The sequence below is a fragment of the Microbacterium sp. NPDC089186 genome, from assembly GCF_040685115.1.
GTDB classification, from domain to species: Bacteria; Actinomycetota; Actinomycetes; order Actinomycetales; family Microbacteriaceae; genus Microbacterium; species Microbacterium galbum.
Genome location: NZ_JBFBHJ010000001.1, coordinates 888,874 through 905,159 on the forward strand (window position 1 = coordinate 888,874; position 16,286 = coordinate 905,159).

Genomic DNA, 16,286 nt, shown 5'->3' on the forward strand with positions numbered 1-16,286 from the left:
CGCCCTTTAGCGGCACTCGCCTAGCCACACCTGCACGCCGAGAAAATACCTGGATAAGAGGGAGAACGCACCCTATCCTGAGGGCATGCGCGGAGGCCTCGAGCGATGGAAGCGAGGTGTCGAGTCCAGAGGGGTTCGACAGGCAATCGGCTACGTGCTCAAGGGCACCTGCGATGCTCACCTAGAGCACTCCCCCGGCTTTGACGCGCTCGACGCGTACAGTGCCGCCTCCCGTTCGACCGTCTCGCGGTTCATCGTGGCGAACGGCGTCATCACCTCCGACGAGCTCTCTGCCGGCGGCCTTCGTGTCTGGCTCACCGGCCACGACCCAGTCACCGGGAAGAGCGCGGCCATCGGCGGCTGAGCCCCGACGCCGACCTGCTGCTCGACGGAACGCTCAACCACCCGAAGTCGTACAGCATCGCCGCGGTGCTGCATCCCGAACTAGCCACAGAATTCGAGGCTCTCAAAGACCGGCTGCGTTAACGCATCCTGCTCGCGTGGCAGACGGAGCTCAACGCGCGTCGTTCCGAAGCCAGGTCGGTCTCGAGCTGGTGGAGTGATGGAAGTGCGATGGGGTGCCGCGGTGCAACGGTGCTTGAGTTGTGAGTTAGATATGAATCGGGTGAGCGTTTCCTCATAGACTATGGGGGCTCGTTGGCAGACCGCGAGCGCTCAGATTAGAGGTCACGAATCCAACGTGGCCCTTTCCGTGGGGGAAACAATTTGTCTGACTCGATCACGCCAGCCGCGCCCGCAGGCTGGTTCCCGGCGGGCGTCGAAGGCCAGGAGCGCTACTGGGACGGCGCCGCGTGGACCGATCACGTTCGTCCTGCAGGCACCGAACCGGGCCAGGGCGACGTCGTCGCCGCCGGGCCGACGGCTCCCGAGCCGGAGAAGGGGCCTCGCAACGTGCTCGGAATTGTGGCAGTCGCTCTGGCGGCCGTGGGATTCATCTTCGCGTGCATCCCCGGGGCCCTCATCGTCGGGTGGATTCTGCTGCCGATCTCCTTCATCCTCGGCATCGTGGCGCTCTTCCAGAAAGACAAGCCGAAGTGGCAGGGTGTCACCGCAATCATCGTGTCGGTCGTTGGCACGATCATCGGGGTCATCGTCTTTCTCGTCGTCGCTGCCACGGCCTTCGACAACGCGTTCAGCGACACGGTCACCGGAGAGGTGGGCACTTCCGGCATCGTCGAGGAGGACGCGCCCGCGACCGCTGACGAGCCGGCTCTGGCAGCCGCGCAGGAGCTGGTGCTGGGCGAGACCGCCTTCGGCGTGGACACCGAGAGCGGCATGGGCTGGTACGCCGTACAGTTGACCAACCCGAACGAGAACTACGTCTTCGGCAACGCTGCCATCAAAGTAGAGGCCTACGATGCGAACGGCGTGCTGCTCGACACCGGCATGGACTACAGCACCATCCTCTCGGGCGGTTCATGGTTCGTGGGCCGGTTCTTGCAGGTGGGATCGGCGCAGATCGCCCGCATCGAGGTGCGCGGGCCGACCGCTGACGCAGCGACGTACTCGCCCGCCGCGGAGACCGGATCGTTCACGCTGGGTGAGGTGACCACCGGCTCGGAGTACGACTGGATGACGGTCAACGGCACCGTCACCAGCAACTTCACCGAGGACCAGGACATGGTTCGCATCGACGTGATCGCTCGTGACGGCGGCGGCAAGATCGTGGGCGTCGACTCGGCGTACACGGACCGCGTGCCCGCCGGCGGCACGGCGGCGTGGAACGTGCCGCTCTGGCAGGTGCCGCTGGATAGCAAGGTCGAGGCGTTCCCTCACCTCTGAGGTCTGACCGCTCCACCACTTCGAGGGCCACAGGGGGCCGTCTTTCGGGCGCTCCCTCGTGGCCCTCGCTCGTGTAGTCGGGGGCCTGGCATCCGCCGACATGAGACGCATCGCTCGACGGGGACGCGACGTCACCGCGGGTGATGTGGTCTCCCGCGACCGTGTAGCGCTACGTGCCGGCATGAGAGAAGGGCCTCGCGCGGCGAACGCGCGGGGCCCTTCAGAAATGCGTCAGTCCTGAAGGAACGGGTAGTCCGTGTACCCGCGCTCATCCGGGCCGTAGACCGAGGCCTGGTCGACCTCGTTCTCCTCGGCTCCCTGCTCCCATCTCGTCACCAGGTCGGGGTTGGCGATCGCGGGGCGGCCGACGGCGACCAGATCGGCGATGTTTTCGTCGACGGCGGTGATGGCCTCGTCGCGCGTGGTCATCTTCGAGAAGCCGGAGTTGACGATGAAGGTTCCGCCGAAGGCGCGGCGCAGATCCTGGATGAGGTCGCTCGCGGGGTCGGCGTGCAGCACGCTCAGGTAGGCGAGGCCCAGCGGGGCGAGGCCGGCGATGAGGGCCTCGTAGGTGGCGCGGGTCTCGGCGTCGTCCTTCTCCCAGACGTCCTGGATGTTGTGGGCGGGGGAGATGCGGATGCCGACGCGGTCGGCGCCGACCTCGGCGACGACGGCCTGGGCGACCTCGATGACGAAGCGGGCGCGGGCCTCGGGCGATCCGCCGTAGCCGTCGGTGCGCTGGTTGGAGGCGGGGGAGAGGAACTCGTGCAGCAGGTATCCGTTCGCCGAGTGCAGCTCGACGCCGTCGATGCCGGCATCCACGGCTCGACGGGCGGCCTTCACGAACTCGTCGCGGACGGTCGCGAGCTCCTCGGTCTCGAGGGCGTGGGGCACGGGGTACGCGACCTTCGAGCCGTCGGCGAGGCGGGTGTCGCCCTCGATCGCGATCGCCGAGGGGGCGACGATGCGGTCGGTGCCGGTGATGTCGGTGTGGGTGACGCGTCCGCCGTTCATCAGCTGCATGAACACCACTCCGCCTTCGGCGTGCACGGCATCCGCGACCTTCGCCCAGCCGGCGGCCTGCTCGTCGGTGACGATTCCGGGCTGGCCGGGGTACGCCTTCGACTCCGCGCTCGGGAACACGCCCTCGGTGACGAGGAGTCCGATGCCGGCGCGCTGCTCGTAGTACTTCGCGACGATCGGTCCGGGAACGCCGTCGGCGCTCGCGCGCAGGCGGGTCATGGGGGCGAGCGACACGCGGTTGCGCACGCCGATGCTGCCGACGGTGGTGGGGCTGAACAGGCTCACGGGAGTCCTTTCGTGGGGTCACAGGGCCACGCGAAGGTAACGGAGCGCGGCGACGACCTATTCCACGGGATGCACATCTGTGCAGCGGTGGGTTGACGTCGGCTGCCGCCAGGTGCTGGCATCCACACGTGGGGCTGGCTAGCGTGGCCTTTCGTCCATGGAGCAGCGCCGGGGGAACGGATGCTGATGTCGACCGGGATCGCACGAGTCGGAGCAGAGCAGTGATGGCGCGCGCGCCCTGGAACCGTCCGGGCGAATCCGCCCAGACCCGCCGCCTGCGCATCGCGATGTTCTGGACCGCGGTGGTGCTCGTGGCGGCCGTGGTGGCGACGCTCGTGTACTTCGTCGTGCGGTCGGCGGGGATCGCCGGGCTCTGATTTCGACGACTTCGCACAGCCGTCTCTTGCGGAACGACTCGCGCACGCGTCCGAGCGCGAATCGTCCCGCGCGGAGATCGGTCCGCGGCCGGACTCGGCGCGCATACGATGGTGCCCCCAGCGACGCTTCGGAGGACCGCGCGATGACCGAGAACCCCCTCGCCCACCGCCTCGACTACACGCTCGACGAGCTCGATGACGCCGCGCTGACGGCATCCCCTCTCGCGCTCTTCCAGCGGTGGCTCACGGATGCCGCGGACCTCCCCGAACCGAACGCGATGGTCGTCTCGACGGTGGATGCCGAGCACCGGCCGACCTCGCGGACCGTACTGCTGCGCGGGGTCGACGACGACGGTGCGCTGTGGTTCTTCACCAACCGGGAATCGCGGAAGGGGCAGGCGCTGGCGGGGAACGCGGCGGTGTCGATCCTGTTCCCCTGGTACGCACTCCAGCGGCAGGTGATCGTTCTCGGCACGGCCACGCCCCTCCCCGCTGAGCGGGACGACGCCTACTTCGCGTCACGGCCGCGCAGATCGCAACTGTCGGCCTGGGCGAGCCACCAGTCGGAGCCCGTGGCATCCCGTGCCGCGCTCGAGGAGCAGATGGCGGAGGTGTCGGCCCGCTTCGGCGACGACCAGCCCGTGCCGAGGCCGCCGCACTGGGGCGGGTATCGGGTGGAGCCGCGCGAGATCGAATTCTGGCAGGGGCGTCCGTCGCGGTTGCACGACCGGATCGTGTTCGTGCGGGATGCCGCGGGCGAGTGGAGCGCGGTGCGACGGCAGCCGTGAGCGCCTCGAGCTGCAGGTCGTTCGCCGTGTCAAGCTCTGGCATCCAGGCGGGAGCTGAGATGGTCTGGTGCTCATGGGGATGTCGAGCTTCGAGCTGAAGCGGATTGTTCTGCTCGCGTTTCCGGTGCCGATTCTTCTGGTGTTCCCGGCCGCGTTCGCCTTTCGCGGCTTGTGGGTACCGGCTCTTGCGTGCTCGCTGGGAGCGGCGGTGTACATCGTGCTCATCTGGCGATGGCAACGCGTCCGAGAAGCGGACGAAGCCCTCGCGCGTGCCGCGCTGCACGATGCGGCCGGGGCCGAGGAGAAGGAGGTGCACGTGCAGACCGCTCCTTCCACGGCCTCCGGGCCCGCACAAGGGCCACCCGCTGAAAGCTCCCCCCGCCGCCCCGCCCCGTAGATTCGATCCCATCCGCATCCGCGGGTCGCGAACTGAGTCACCACCCGGGGAGGCGAGACCATGGCGAAGAAGAACACCGACGCGCGGCCGCTCGACGAGAAAGCCTTCGTCGAGGCGACGTCGGAGGCGAAGTCGCGGTACGGCCGGTTCAACCTCGCGATCGTCGGCGCGTCGGGCGTCGGCAAGTCGTCGCTGGTCAACGCGGTGTTCGGGCGCGACTGGGCGAAGGTCGGGCGGGGGCTCCCCGTCACGCGGGGCGTGCACTTCTATAGCGACGACTCGCTCGGCATCTGGGACGTCGAGGGGTTCGAGATCGGCTCGCCCGTTCCGCCGGATCAGCAGCTGCGCAACCACCTGGATGCCATCGCCGCCCACCCCGGCAACCATCAGATCTCCGTCGTCTGGTACTGCGTGCGGGCCGCCGACGACCGTCTCACTCCGGCCGACATCGCCATGATCCGCGAGCTCGACGCGCGGGGGCTGCCGGTGATCCTCGTGCTGACGAAGGTCGACTGGATCAAGAACCCGATCACCGGGCACCAGGGCGTCGCGAAAGACCTGCAGGCGTTCGTCGACTGGCTCAACGACCCCGTCGACCCGTCGACGGGCGAGCGCATCCGCATCCCGTACCGACAGGTCATCCTCACCTCCACCCGCGACCGGCACGGGAAGGGGAAGGGGCACGGCCTCGGTGACCTTGTCACGGAGACCCTCGAACTCGCCCCCGACCGCGACAAGGACGCCTTTCGCATCGCACAGCGACTCAACCTCCCGTGGAAGAGGGAGATGGCGCGGCCGATCATCGCCGCGGCGTCCGCAGCGGCCGCGGGGGCGGCATCCGTTCCGCTTCCTGTGTCGGATGCTGTCACGCTGGCGCCGATCCAGCTGACGATGATGGGACGCATCGCCGCCATCTACGACCTCGAGGTCAAGACGATGCTCTCGGCGGGGGCCCTCGCGCAGTTCGGCGTGCAGGTGGCCGGGCGCGCGCTCGCGACGAGCTTCCTCAAGCTCATCCCGGGCGCGGGGATCGTCGTGAACGCGGCCGTGGCGGCGGCGCTGACGGCAGCGACGGGCGAGAGCTGGCTGAAGATCTGCGAGCTGCTGCACACCGGCAAGATCGACGTGCGCAAACTCGATCAGGAGTGGGCGAAGTACGCCCCGAGCTTCATGGACGTCGCGCGGAAGCTGGTCGAGCGGCGGGTGGGGCGCAAGTAGATCACCGGGGCGGCACGCGGAGCACGCAGCGAGTGGATGCCGGTAGGCCGACGTTCCGCGCATCCCGGTCGGTCACGGCATCCGTCTGACGACCCTCGCCGCCACGGGGCGTGAAACCCTGGAACCACGATGACCGACACCACCCCCGCCGACCGCCTGCGCGCGGCGCTCGCGCACTCCGACGCCTCGGCGCGCCTGCAAGCGGCGCTCGCCGCGGGGACGCGGCCCGACGACAGCTACATCGCCGAACTCGTGGCCCGGTGCGCGGTCGAGCCCGACTTCTTCGTGCGCGACATGCTCACGTGGGCGCTCACGCGTCACGACGCGACCCGGACCGTCGCGGAGCTGCTGCCCGAGGTGGCATCCGAGGTCCCGCAGGCGCGGAGCCAGGCCCTGCACACGCTGTCCAAGATCGGCGACCCCGCTGCGTTCGCCGTGATCACGCCGGTGGTGCTGCGCGATCGGCATCCCGAGGTGGCGCGGGCGGCGTGGCGCACGGCATCCGGGCTCGTTCCCGACGACGCCCACGAGTCGCTCGCCGACGAGCTCGCGACCCAATTCGGACGCGGCGACCACGACACTCAGCGGAGCCTGAGCCGCGCGTTCGCGGCCATCGGGTACCGCGCCGAAGCCGCCGTCGAGCGCGCGGCGGCCTCGCCCTACGACGTCGTGAGCGCGCACGCGCGGGCGACGGCGATCGTCATGGACGACCCCGACACCGAGTTCGCCGAAGCGGTGGTCGAGGCGCGGCGCGTGGTGGCGCAGCGGGCGCTGCCCGAGGAGGACTGACCCGGGTCAGCCCCGGTGCACCTCGACCGCTCTCGAGAACAGGTGGACGAGGAACGCCCCGATCAGCAGGACCGGCGCGACACCGATCATCGACACCAGCGGTGACCCGGTGTCGGTCGACGACGTCGCGAACGCCACGACGAAGCCCACGACCACGCCGAGCGCGGCCACGGCGAGAGCGATCGCGCGCGTCGCGGGGGAGGCGCGGTGGACGGCGACGATCATCAGGATCGCCAGGGCGAACATCGTCGCCGCGGCGACGAGGAAGAGCGGGGATCCGCCGCTGATCGCGAGGAAGCCGGCGCCGCCGACCACGAACAGAACGCCCACCACGTACGCGAAGATCCGTGCGCGCCGCACGCGCGTCTCGGGTGGGAGGTTCCGCAGGGAGCCTGTCGTCATCCGTGTCTCCCGATCGTCATGGAAGCGCCAGGCTACCGGGACGGATGCGGGGCGGGGAAGGGCGGTGCCGGCCCGCATCGGATGCCGGGGGAGGGGGCGGGCGCCGGTCCTCGCGGGCGAACGATCGGCCCCCGCCCGCCGGGGAGGGTGGCCATTTCGTCCCGTGATTCCGCGGAAACCCGCCGCGAGACTTTCCGTCAAGCCCCCACCCCTCTCAGGGATCTCCACAACCCGGTCCAGTACCGTCTCACCCGGTCTGCGCGACTCCACGTGCTCAGGTCGACCCAACGACGTCGTCGACGAGCGCCCGTATCGCGCGCCGGACGAACGACGACGAGACGGGAGGCGACGGCATGACCACGATGGCGACCCCTCGCGTCCAGGCCGTGCCGTCGGCATCCGCTGCTCCGACGGCGGCGCGCCACCTTCCCTCGCTCACGGGCCTTCGCTGGGCGACCGCGATGCTCATCTTCGGTCACCACCTCATGGCGGTCGAGTACTTCGGCGGAACAGCCGGCGACGTGTGGGCCTTCGTCTTCGAGGCCGGAAAGACCGGCGTCACGCTCTTCTTCATCCTCTCGGGGTTCGTGCTGGCCTGGGGCTTCAAGCCGCAGCAGAGCGCGGGCTCGTTCTGGTGGCACCGCTTCGCGCGCATCTACCCGCTGCACCTCGTGGGCGTCGGTCTCGCGCTCGTCGCCGCCGCGACCCTCGTGCCCGAGATCCGCACCGACGGCGCCGCCCCGCTCGCGGCGAATGTGCTGCTGATCAACGGGTGGGTGCCCGACTGGTGGCAGGCCGGCAACCCCGCCAGCTGGTCGCTCGTGTGCGAGGCGTTCTTCTACCTCAGCTTCCCGTTCCTCATCCGCCCGCTCGTGCGGCTCTCCGCCCGTTCCCAGACGATCACCGTCGGCATCGCACTCGCGCTCGTCGCGCTGGCCCCGCAGATCGCCGCGCTCTCGCCGGTGCCGATGTCGGCGGCATCCACTCCCCTCCTGCGGCTGCCGGAGTTCGTCGTCGGCGTCACCCTCGCGCTGCTCGTGAAGCGCGGGGCGTGGATGCCACCTCGGGTGCGCTTCGTGCTGCCGCTCGCGGTCGTCGGCTACGCCCTGTCGGAGGCGCCGACGCTGCCCGGCACCGACGTGCACCCCGGTCTCGCGGTGACCGTCGGGGCCTTCGCTCTGCTCGTGGCCTCGCTGGCCTCGGCCGATGCGCACCGCTCGTCGACGTTCCTCGCGCGTCCGCTCTGGCAGGAACTCGGGCGCGTGTCGTTCGCCTTCTACCTCGTGCATCTGCTGGTGATCGCGTCGGTGTCGTCTGCTTGGCCCGACGGGCACCCGCAGCTGCCGTGGCGCCGTGCGGTTCTGCTCGCGCTCGCCGCGTTCGGGATCGCGCTCGCCCTGGCGTTCGTGATGCACAAGCTGGTCGAGGTGCCCGCGCAGCGGTGGCTGCTGACCTACGACCGATCGAAGAGGAATCACGTAGCCGCGGCCGCGGCCGTTCGCTAGGCTCGCCGGATGTTCGGAGCCCACGCCCTCATCCTTCTGCTCGTGTGGGGTGTCGGCCTCGTCGTCATCGGGGCGGCCCTGTATTTCGTCGTGCGCCTCGCCGTGCTGCACGCGCTGAAGGCGCACACGCGGTGGGTCGACGGGGGGAAGCTGTAGCGCGTCTGCGTGCACACGCCCGGACAGGGGATCGCGGTGGAACGGGGCCGGACCGTCCTGTCCTCGCACGATCGCCTGTTCTCGCGAGGCGCGGGGTCGCGCGCGGGCCCGCAGCGCCCGGCCCACGACACGCCCGGGCCCACCGGTCGTTCAGCAAGGCCTCGATACACTGCCCCGTGCCCGAAACACTGCTGGACCCCGACCGCGATGCCGCGCGGTCGACCACCATCGACCCGTACGAGCTCGAGATCGCGCTGCGCGTCATCGACGCCGCCTCCTCGCTCGACCACGACGACCCCGCCTACATCGCCCTGCGCCGTCAGACCGGCAAGCTCTACAAGGACGTCAAGCGGCAGTCGCGCAAGGAGAAGCGCCAGCGCATCGCCGACGCCGACCGCGCGGTCGTGGCCGCCACCGCCACCGGCGCTCCCGATCGCATCGACGACGAGACCCGTGGCATCCCGCTGCAGGCCCGCACCGAGATGCCGTTCGCGGGCGAGCTGATCAAGGCGCGCGCCTGCTACATCTGCAAAGAGGACTACACCCTCGTCGACGCGTTCTATCACCAGCTCTGCCCCGACTGCGCGTCGATGAGCCACGAGAAGCGCGACGCCCGCACCGACCTCACCGGGCGTCGGGCCCTGCTGACCGGCGGTCGCGCCAAGATCGGCATGTACATCGCCCTGCGCTTGCTGCGCGACGGCGCGCACACGACCATCACCACGCGCTTCCCGCGCGATGCGGTGCGCCGGTTCTCGTCGCTGCCCGACAGTGCGGACTGGCTGCACCGCCTCAAGGTGGTCGGCATCGACCTGCGCGACCCGGCGCAGGTGATCGGGCTCGCCGAGTCGGTGGCATCCGATGGTCCGCTCGACATCCTCATCAACAACGCCGCTCAAACCGTGCGGCGCTCGCCGGGAGCCTACAAACCCCTGGTGGATGCCGAACTGGCACCGCTCCCCGACGGACCGCTGCCCGAGCTCGTCACCTTCGGCCACACGAACGACGCCCACCCGCTCGCGCTCGCGCAGTCGGTGTCGGCGCACCCGATCCTCGCGTCTGCCGCCCGCACGGCCGACGAGCTGACCGCCGAGGCGATGGCGGCGGGCTCGTCGTCGCTCGAGCGGCTGATGACCGGGACGGCGATCGACGCGGGCGGCCTCATCCCGGACGAGGACCGCATCAACAGCTGGACGCAGCACGTCGACCAGGTCGAGCCCCTCGAGATGCTCGAGGTGCAGCTGGCGAACATGACCGCGCCGTTCCTGCTGGTCAGTCGCCTGCGGCCCGCGATGGCGGCATCCACGTTCGACCGAAAGTACATCGTCAACGTCTCGGCGATGGAGGGCGTGTTCGGTCGCGGCTACAAGGGCCCCGGCCACCCGCACACGAACATGGCCAAGGCCGCGCTGAACATGCTCACGCGTACGAGTGCCCGCGAGATGTTCGAGAACGACCGCATCCTGATGACCGCGGTCGACACCGGCTGGATCACCGACGAGCGCCCGCACTTCACCAAGGTGCGCCTGGCCGAGGAGGGCTTCCACGCCCCGCTCGACCTCGTCGACGGCGCGGCGCGCGTGTACGACCCGATCGTGCGCGGCGAGGCCGGCGAAGACCTGTTCGGCATCTTCCTGAAGGACTACAGCAAGAGCAGCTGGTGAGTCGCCGGGCGAACGCCGCGGCGTGAGGACCCTGGGCCTGTCGACGGGACCGGTACGCCCGCGGCGTCAGGCCGGCAGGAAGTACTCCCGCGCGAGCGGGGCGATCTCGATCTCGGATGCCGTCGCGGCGGTGACCCAGCGGAGCTCGGCGATCTCGGCATCCGGGGTCGGCTGCTGGGAGCCGATGTCGACGCGGAACACGTCGGCGACCACCTCGAAGCCGGGCTCGTTGGCCGCGGAGGCGCTGAACTCTCCGAGCGGCTCGAGGGCGTCGGGGGCGACGCGCACGCCGATCTCCTCGGCGAGCTCGCGCACGAGCGTTTCGGCCGGGTTCTCGCCCGGCTCGGGCTTGCCGCCGGGCTGCATGAATGCGGTCGTGCCGGCCTTGCGCACGACGAGCAGGCGACCGTCGGCGTCGGTGATCACCGCGGCCGAGACGCGGATACGGCGTGGGGCGGGGGCATCCGGAAGCACTCCCGCACGGTAGCAGTCGCGCCGGGGGTTCCTCGGTGGGGCCGGGCGTCGAACCGGCGCGGCCGCGGCCGCGCGGGCGCAGCGAGTGTCCACCAAACCCGGGCGCCGGAGAATCCCGTCCGGGTGTCGTGGACACTCGGCGGGATGCCGGGGCCGAGGCGGGTGGCGCGGCCGCACGCCTCGACAGCGGTCCGCCGCGATGTGACCCGCTGCGTCGGCGGACGCCCCGGGCCCACCGAGTGTCCGAGAAACCCGGACGTTCTGAAAACCCGCCCGGGTGTCGTGGACACTCGGCGGGATGTTGGGACTCGTTGCCGGCGCGGCAGAAGCGCCCGCGGCGGGCGGCGACGCACGCGCGGCGGGCGGCGACCCCAACGCGCGGGCGCGCGGCGGCGGGAGGCGCGCGGCTCGGGTCAGTGCGTCGAGCGCGGGACCGCCATCGACGGGATCGCTTCGGCGTCGGGGATGCCGTACGAGGCGATCACGCGCTCGAGGTAGCGGGTGATGACGTCCTGCTCCTCGTCGCTGAACTCGTCGAGCACGGCGTCGACGCTCGCGATCATCGGCATCAGGTGCCCCATCGCGCGGGCCATCGAGGTGTCGGTGGGCACCACGAGGACGCTCCGGCGGTCGGTGGGGTGCGGGGTGCGCGTGACGTGTCCGAGGTCGACGAGGCGGTCGATCGCGGCGGTGGTGGCGGCCGTCGTGAGGTCGAGGCGTCGCGAGAGCTCCCCCGGAGAGAGGGGGCCCGACATGACGAGGTGGCCCATGGCATCCAGGCCCGTCGGATTGACGGCGAGTTCACGCTGCAGCGCTTTCTCGAAGAGCGATCCGGCGGTGAAGAGGTCGCGCACGAGCGCGGTCGGGCGCCGCGTGGGCGGCACGGCGACGCCGCCGACGACGGGGGGTGGGGAGGAAGGGTTCGGCTCTTCCATGACTGGCACTCTACGCGTGATTGGGCTACCTTTCTCGTATCTCGATAATCGAGATACTCCAAAATCTAGCGAAGGCCCCCCATGACCGGCTTCCTCCGTTTCCTCACCTCGGCCCGCACCTCGTGGATCGTGCTCGTCGTGGCGTTCGCGGGCGTCGCGGCGCTGTTCGCCCTCGGCTCGGGCGCGACGAGCGACACGGCACCGGCCACGGGTCTGCCCGACACGGCCGAGTCCGCGCGGGTGCAGAAGGTGCTCGACACCTTCCCCGATGCCGACACCACCTCGGCGCTGGTCGTGTTCGCCTCCGACGACGGCGAGGCTCTCCCCGCCGAGACGGTCGCCGCCATCCAGCAGAAGGCGTTCGGAGACCTCGTCGACCTGACGCCCGAGGGTTTCATTCCGCCGCCGCAGGTGTCGGAAGACGGCACCGTCGCCCTGCTGGTCGTGCCCCTCGCTCCCGAGGCCGACGTCGAGGCCCAGGCCGAGCGCGCCGCTGAGATCCGCACGCTCGCCGCCGACGGCCTCGACGGGGTGCGCACGTACCTCACCGGCCCCGAGGGCTTCGAGGTCGACATCGCCGCGGTGTTCGACGGCGCCGACTTCACCCTCCTGCTGACCACCGTCATCGTCGTCGCCGTCCTGCTGCTCATCACCTACCGCAGCCCGTGGCTCTGGCTCGTTCCGCTCATCGTCATCGGCACCGCCGACGCGTCGGCCGGCATCGTCGCGCGCCGCGTCGCGGCCGCGGTGGGGGTGCAGCTCGACGCGTCGATCACCGGCATCCTGTCGGTGCTCGTGTTCGGCGCGGGCACCAACTACGCCCTTCTGCTCATCGCCCGCTACCGTGACGAGCTGCGATCGGCCGAAGACCGGCGCGAGGCCATGCGTCGCGCCGTCCGCGGCGCCGGCCCGGCGATCATCGCCAGCGGTTCCACGGTGGCGCTGGCCCTCGCAACGCTGCTGCTCGGCGAGCTGTCGGGCAACCGCGCGCTCGGACTGGCGTGCGCGGTCGGCATCATCGTGGCGATGGCGTTCGCCCTGCTCGTGCTGCCGGCCGCCCTCGTGCTGTTCGGTCGCTGGTTGTTCTGGCCCTACGTCCCGCGCTTCGGCTCGCCGGATGCCATCTCGCGCAGCCCGTGGGGGAAGCTCGGTCGCGGGGTCTCGCGTCGCCCTGTCGTGGTCGCGCTGAGCGGGGCGGTCGTGCTCGGAGCGCTCGCGAGCGGACTGTTCTTCGTGCAGACGGGTCTGTCGCAGAACGACCGCTTCCTGCAGAAGCCCGACGCCGTGACGGGTCAGGAGGTGCTCGCGGAGGCGTTCTCGGCCGGCGCCACCTCCCCGGCGACCGTGGTCGCGCCCGTCGTCGATGCCGACGCGGTCGTGGCGGCGGCGAGCGGGATCGAGGGCGTCGACTCCGCCCGCCTCGCCGAGGAGAACGGCGACTGGGCCCGCGTCGACGTCACGCTCTCGTCGTCGGCCGAGACCCCCGAGGCCTTCGCGACCATCGAACGACTGCGCGCCGACCTCGACACGGTCGGCTCCGGCGAGGCGCTCGTCGGCGGGCTCGACGCCCAGGCCCTCGATGTCGCCGGAGCCCAGCAGCGCGATCAAGACCTGATCATCCCGCTGATCCTCGTGTTGGTCTTCATCGTGCTGGTGATCCTGCTGCGCGCCCTCCTGGCGCCGATCCTGCTGCTCCTCGCCGTCGTCGCGAGCTTCTTCTCGGCGGTGGGGGCGGCGTGGTGGCTGTTCCAGACGCCGCTGTTCGGCTTCCCCGCGATCGACACGAACGTGCTGCTGTTCAGCTTCCTGTTCCTGGTCGCCCTCGGCGTCGACTACAGCATCTTCCTCGTCACCCGCGCGCAGGAGGAGAGCCGCACGCTCGGCACCACGCAGGGCATGATCCGCGCGCTCGCCGCGACCGGCGCGGTGATCACGAGCGCCGGCATCCTGCTCGCCGCGGTGTTCGCGGTGCTGGGCGTGCTGCCGCTCATCACGCTCACGCAGATCGGCATCATCGTCTGCATCGGCGTGTTGATCGACACGCTGCTCGTGCGCACGGTCATCGTGCCGGCCATGGCATTCATCGCCGGCGACCGGTTCTGGTGGCCCCGCAAGCCGAAGGTGACGGATGCCGAAGCCGCGGCCGCGCAGACCACAGACGCGCCCGAGAAGGTCGCCGCGCCCGTGACCCGCGCCGAACGCCGGAAGGGCGTCGGCGTTCGATGAGACCCGCGGGCCGGGAGGAGCCCCCAACATACCCTCCCGGTCCGCGGCCTCGCCCGCCCGCTCGCGTGTGCGGCGGGCGGGGGTCTTCGGGCTCAGACCGTCTCGCGGCGGATGCCGTCGACGATCGGCCGGGTCGAGGCCAGCGCCGCGCGCACCAGCGCGAAGCCGCCGGCGAAGGTCGCGACGATGGTCAGCACCGACAGGGGCGCGACGATCAGGCTGATCCCCACGATCGGGAACGCCATCATCAGCCCGAGCGCGGCACCGCCTCCCGCGGCCCACCGCAACGGCACCATGACCGTGAGTCGACGTGCGCGCCGCAGCTCGGCATCCGGGATGCCGAGACGATCGAGCCCGACGATCAGCTCGCGCTCCTCGAGCACCGACGCCGCCTGCGTCACCCCCACGGCGCAGGCGAGCAGGAGGAACGCGATGCCGAGCGTGACCAGCACTCCCGTGCGGATGTCGGTCATCAGCGTCGTCGGTCCGGCGTCGCCCGCGACGTCGACGATCGACAGTCCGCACCCGGCCACGACCGCGATGAAGGCGACGATGGCCATCCCCGACACGCGCCGCCAGGCCGGGCCCGCGTGCGCGGCGAGCTCGCGCCCCGCGATGAGCTCGGACGCGGTGCGCGCGCGACGCGCCAGCGATCGTCCCCGCGCGGCGACGATCGGCGCGCCGATGAGATTGAGCAGGGCGAGCGCGCCCGCGAAGACGCCCAGCAGTAGGGCGATCCCCACAGCCGGGCCGAGCAGCTGCGCGACGACCGAGAAGTTCGACACCAGCAGTACGACGGCGACGATCAGCACCCCACCGACCACCAGGGCGGCCGTGCGCGACGGGGGAGCGGCGCTGCGGGTCCGCACCCCGAGCGGGGTGACGGCGACCCGGCGCAGGCTCGCGGCAGCGCTCGCCGCGCCGACCACGATGACACCGCCGAGCACACCGAGGCCGAGCAGTGGGTCGATCGCCACGGCGGCGACGCCGACGGGAGCGCCGAAGAACGGCAGGAGCCCCACGAGCGGAAGGAGCGCCGCATAGATCGCGACCCCGACGACGGCGCCGACGGCGGCCACGGCCGTCGCCTCGAGGACGGTGAGCGCCCACAGCTCGCGCGTGCTCGCGCCCAGCAGCCGCAGGGTCGCGAGGCGGTCGTTGCGGCGCCGGCTCGTGAGGCGGGCGGCCGCGGCGCCGAGCGTGACGAGCGGGACGGCGAGCAGCAGCAGGGCGAGCACCGCGAGGATGCCGTAGAGGCCGTTCCCGTCCGCGGTGCGCGGGTCGACGAGGAACATCCGCGCTCCTCCGGCGACCACGAGCAGCAGTGAGGTCGTGACGGCGAACGCGACGATCGGCAGCGCGACGGCGGCTCGACCTTGCCGCGCGGGACGCGTGAGCTGCCGCGCCAGGGGCAGGACGACGCTCATCGCGCGCCCCCGGCCGACGCGACCGCGCCGGTGTCGCTGACGACGCGCCCGTCGCTCACCCGCACCGTGCGCGAGCACCGGCGGGCGACGTCGGCGTCGTGCGTGACGACGACGAGCGTGCGCCCCTGACCCGTCGTGGCGTGCAGCAGGGCGTCGAGAACCTCGGCCGAGGTCGCCGAGTCGAGAGCCCCGGTCGGTTCGTCGGCGAAGACGACCGGCGCTCCCGTCACCTGGGCGCGGGCGATCGCGACGCGCTGCGCCTGACCGCCCGACAGCTGGCCGATACGGCGCTCCTCGAGCCCGGCCAGTCCGAGCGCGGCCAGCCACACGGCGGCGTGTCGTTCGGCATCCTGTCGTTTCGTGCCCGTCAGCAGCAGCGGCAGGGCCGCGTTCTCGACCGCGGTCAGTTCGGGCAGCAGCAGGTGCTGCTGGAACACGAAGCCCAGGGCCTCGCGGCGCACGCGGGCGCGCTCGCCCTCCGACAGCCCGACCAGCTCGCGCGAAGCCGCGCCGGGGGCGGACAGCACGATCGAGCCGGAGTCGGGGGCGATGACCGACGCGAGACAGTGCAACAGCGTCGTCTTGCCCGATCCCGACGGACCCATCACGGCGACGGACTCACCGGCGTGGATGGTCAGCGAGACGTCGTCGAGGGCACGCAGGTCTCCGTAGCTCTTGACGAGCCCGTGGGCGGTGAGCACAGCAGAAGAAGTCATGCCTCCATCACAGCGAGCGGCGCCCCGCGCGTCGTCGGCCGGGGGAGGTATCCCCGTCGTCCGAGCGGACGATTCTCCGGGCCGGGACGCTCCACGCGCCC

At 71.0% G+C, this 16,286-nt stretch carries 17 protein-coding genes; 11 read left to right on the forward strand and 6 right to left on the reverse strand.

The window, feature by feature from the left end; all coding sequences use genetic code 11:
* Nucleotides 1-85: 85 nt before the first annotated feature.
* Both AB0N82_RS04210 and AB0N82_RS04215 read left to right on the forward strand, forming a co-directional pair.
* Nucleotides 86-364 carry a hypothetical protein gene (locus tag AB0N82_RS04210; RefSeq protein WP_363388497.1) on the forward strand — a complete coding sequence of 93 codons (279 nt, stop codon included), beginning with the start codon at nucleotides 86-88 and terminating at the stop codon, nucleotides 362-364.
* A gap of 362 nt (nucleotides 365-726) precedes the next feature.
* A complete protein-coding gene (locus AB0N82_RS04215; RefSeq protein WP_363388500.1) occupies nucleotides 727-1,803 on the forward strand; it encodes a DUF2510 domain-containing protein in 1,077 nt (358 codons plus the stop codon).
* Between the two features lie 231 nt (nucleotides 1,804-2,034).
* Here AB0N82_RS04215 and AB0N82_RS04220 read toward each other — a convergent pair whose 3' ends face one another.
* Nucleotides 2,035-3,111 (reverse strand): alkene reductase, encoded by a 1,077-nt coding sequence (locus AB0N82_RS04220; protein WP_363388502.1) that lies wholly within the window; start codon nucleotides 3,109-3,111, stop codon nucleotides 2,035-2,037.
* 224 nt (nucleotides 3,112-3,335) lie between these two features.
* On the opposite strand from AB0N82_RS04220, the gene AB0N82_RS04225 reads away from it, so the two are divergent.
* The 5 genes from AB0N82_RS04225 (at nucleotide 3,336) to AB0N82_RS04245 (ending at nucleotide 6,680) form a co-directional block, all read left to right on the forward strand.
* The gene (locus AB0N82_RS04225; RefSeq protein ID WP_315994184.1) at nucleotides 3,336-3,488 is read left to right on the forward strand and encodes a hypothetical protein; all 153 of its coding nucleotides are present in this window, start codon (nucleotides 3,336-3,338) and stop codon (nucleotides 3,486-3,488) included.
* Between the two features lie 143 nt (nucleotides 3,489-3,631).
* On the forward strand, nucleotides 3,632-4,276 hold the full coding sequence (pdxH, locus tag AB0N82_RS04230) for a pyridoxamine 5'-phosphate oxidase (protein ID WP_363388506.1): 645 nt from the start codon (nucleotides 3,632-3,634) through the stop codon (nucleotides 4,274-4,276).
* Nucleotides 4,277-4,343: 67 nt separating this feature from the next.
* Nucleotides 4,344-4,673 carry a hypothetical protein gene (locus AB0N82_RS04235; protein ID WP_363388509.1) on the forward strand — a complete coding sequence of 110 codons (330 nt, stop codon included), beginning with the start codon at nucleotides 4,344-4,346 and terminating at the stop codon, nucleotides 4,671-4,673.
* A 60-nt stretch (nucleotides 4,674-4,733) separates the two neighbouring features.
* Nucleotides 4,734-5,891 (forward strand): GTPase, encoded by a 1,158-nt coding sequence (locus tag AB0N82_RS04240; protein WP_363388512.1) that lies wholly within the window; start codon nucleotides 4,734-4,736, stop codon nucleotides 5,889-5,891.
* 129 nt (nucleotides 5,892-6,020) lie between these two features.
* Nucleotides 6,021-6,680, forward strand: coding sequence for a HEAT repeat domain-containing protein (locus AB0N82_RS04245; protein WP_315994188.1), 660 nt, complete (start codon nucleotides 6,021-6,023; stop codon nucleotides 6,678-6,680).
* 6 nt (nucleotides 6,681-6,686) lie between these two features.
* On the opposite strand, the gene AB0N82_RS04250 is transcribed toward AB0N82_RS04245, so the two are convergent.
* On the reverse strand, nucleotides 6,687-7,082 hold the full coding sequence (locus AB0N82_RS04250) for a hypothetical protein (RefSeq protein WP_315994189.1): 396 nt from the start codon (nucleotides 7,080-7,082) through the stop codon (nucleotides 6,687-6,689).
* A gap of 353 nt (nucleotides 7,083-7,435) precedes the next feature.
* On the opposite strand from AB0N82_RS04250, the gene AB0N82_RS04255 reads away from it, so the two are divergent.
* The 3 genes from AB0N82_RS04255 to AB0N82_RS04265 all read left to right on the forward strand — a co-directional run bounded on the left by AB0N82_RS04255 (nucleotide 7,436) and on the right by AB0N82_RS04265 (nucleotide 10,407).
* Entirely contained in the window at nucleotides 7,436-8,587 is a 1,152-nt protein-coding gene (locus AB0N82_RS04255) for an acyltransferase (RefSeq protein WP_363388517.1), read from the forward strand.
* Between the two features lie 9 nt (nucleotides 8,588-8,596).
* Nucleotides 8,597-8,743, forward strand: a complete 147-nt coding sequence (locus AB0N82_RS04260; protein WP_315994191.1) for a hypothetical protein — start codon at nucleotides 8,597-8,599, stop codon at nucleotides 8,741-8,743.
* A gap of 176 nt (nucleotides 8,744-8,919) precedes the next feature.
* The gene (locus tag AB0N82_RS04265) at nucleotides 8,920-10,407 is read left to right on the forward strand and encodes an SDR family NAD(P)-dependent oxidoreductase (protein ID WP_363388521.1); all 1,488 of its coding nucleotides are present in this window, start codon (nucleotides 8,920-8,922) and stop codon (nucleotides 10,405-10,407) included.
* Between the two features lie 66 nt (nucleotides 10,408-10,473).
* On the opposite strand, the gene AB0N82_RS04270 is transcribed toward AB0N82_RS04265, so the two are convergent.
* Together AB0N82_RS04270 and AB0N82_RS04275 are read right to left on the reverse strand one after the other, a co-directional pair.
* Nucleotides 10,474-10,881, reverse strand: coding sequence for an NUDIX domain-containing protein (locus AB0N82_RS04270; protein ID WP_363388524.1), 408 nt, complete (start codon nucleotides 10,879-10,881; stop codon nucleotides 10,474-10,476).
* 413 nt (nucleotides 10,882-11,294) lie between these two features.
* A complete protein-coding gene (locus AB0N82_RS04275) occupies nucleotides 11,295-11,816 on the reverse strand; it encodes a MarR family transcriptional regulator (protein WP_363388527.1) in 522 nt (173 codons plus the stop codon).
* Nucleotides 11,817-11,897: 81 nt separating this feature from the next.
* Here AB0N82_RS04275 and AB0N82_RS04280 point away from each other — a divergent pair, with 81 nt between their 5' ends.
* Nucleotides 11,898-14,042, forward strand: a complete 2,145-nt coding sequence (locus tag AB0N82_RS04280; protein ID WP_363388530.1) for an MMPL family transporter — start codon at nucleotides 11,898-11,900, stop codon at nucleotides 14,040-14,042.
* A 92-nt stretch (nucleotides 14,043-14,134) separates the two neighbouring features.
* Here AB0N82_RS04280 and AB0N82_RS04285 read toward each other — a convergent pair whose 3' ends face one another.
* A complete protein-coding gene (locus AB0N82_RS04285; RefSeq protein ID WP_363388533.1) occupies nucleotides 14,135-15,469 on the reverse strand; it encodes an FtsX-like permease family protein in 1,335 nt (444 codons plus the stop codon).
* Complete coding sequence (locus tag AB0N82_RS04290; protein ID WP_363388536.1) at nucleotides 15,466-16,185, reverse strand: ABC transporter ATP-binding protein; 720 nt, start codon at nucleotides 16,183-16,185, stop codon at nucleotides 15,466-15,468. The genes AB0N82_RS04285 and AB0N82_RS04290 overlap by 4 nt, the downstream gene beginning before the upstream one ends.
* Nucleotides 16,186-16,286: the final 101 nt, after the last annotated feature.

Coding starts and splice junctions, on each gene's coding strand:
- AB0N82_RS04260 (WP_315994191.1), top strand. CDS start 8,597: ATGTTCGGAGCCCACGCCCTCATCCTTCTGCTCGTGTGGGGTGTCGGC.
- AB0N82_RS04210 (WP_363388497.1), top strand. CDS start 86: ATGCGCGGAGGCCTCGAGCGATGGAAGCGAGGTGTCGAGTCCAGAGGG.
- pdxH (WP_363388506.1), top strand. CDS start 3,632: ATGACCGAGAACCCCCTCGCCCACCGCCTCGACTACACGCTCGACGAG.
- AB0N82_RS04255 (WP_363388517.1), top strand. CDS start 7,436: ATGACCACGATGGCGACCCCTCGCGTCCAGGCCGTGCCGTCGGCATCC.
- AB0N82_RS04250 (WP_315994189.1), bottom strand. CDS start 7,082: ATGACGACAGGCTCCCTGCGGAACCTCCCACCCGAGACGCGCGTGCGG.
- AB0N82_RS04280 (WP_363388530.1), top strand. CDS start 11,898: ATGACCGGCTTCCTCCGTTTCCTCACCTCGGCCCGCACCTCGTGGATC.
- AB0N82_RS04245 (WP_315994188.1), top strand. CDS start 6,021: ATGACCGACACCACCCCCGCCGACCGCCTGCGCGCGGCGCTCGCGCAC.
- AB0N82_RS04285 (WP_363388533.1), bottom strand. CDS start 15,469: ATGAGCGTCGTCCTGCCCCTGGCGCGGCAGCTCACGCGTCCCGCGCGG.
- AB0N82_RS04240 (WP_363388512.1), top strand. CDS start 4,734: ATGGCGAAGAAGAACACCGACGCGCGGCCGCTCGACGAGAAAGCCTTC.
- AB0N82_RS04275 (WP_363388527.1), bottom strand. CDS start 11,816: ATGGAAGAGCCGAACCCTTCCTCCCCACCCCCCGTCGTCGGCGGCGTC.
- AB0N82_RS04225 (WP_315994184.1), top strand. CDS start 3,336: ATGGCGCGCGCGCCCTGGAACCGTCCGGGCGAATCCGCCCAGACCCGC.
- AB0N82_RS04290 (WP_363388536.1), bottom strand. CDS start 16,185: ATGACTTCTTCTGCTGTGCTCACCGCCCACGGGCTCGTCAAGAGCTAC.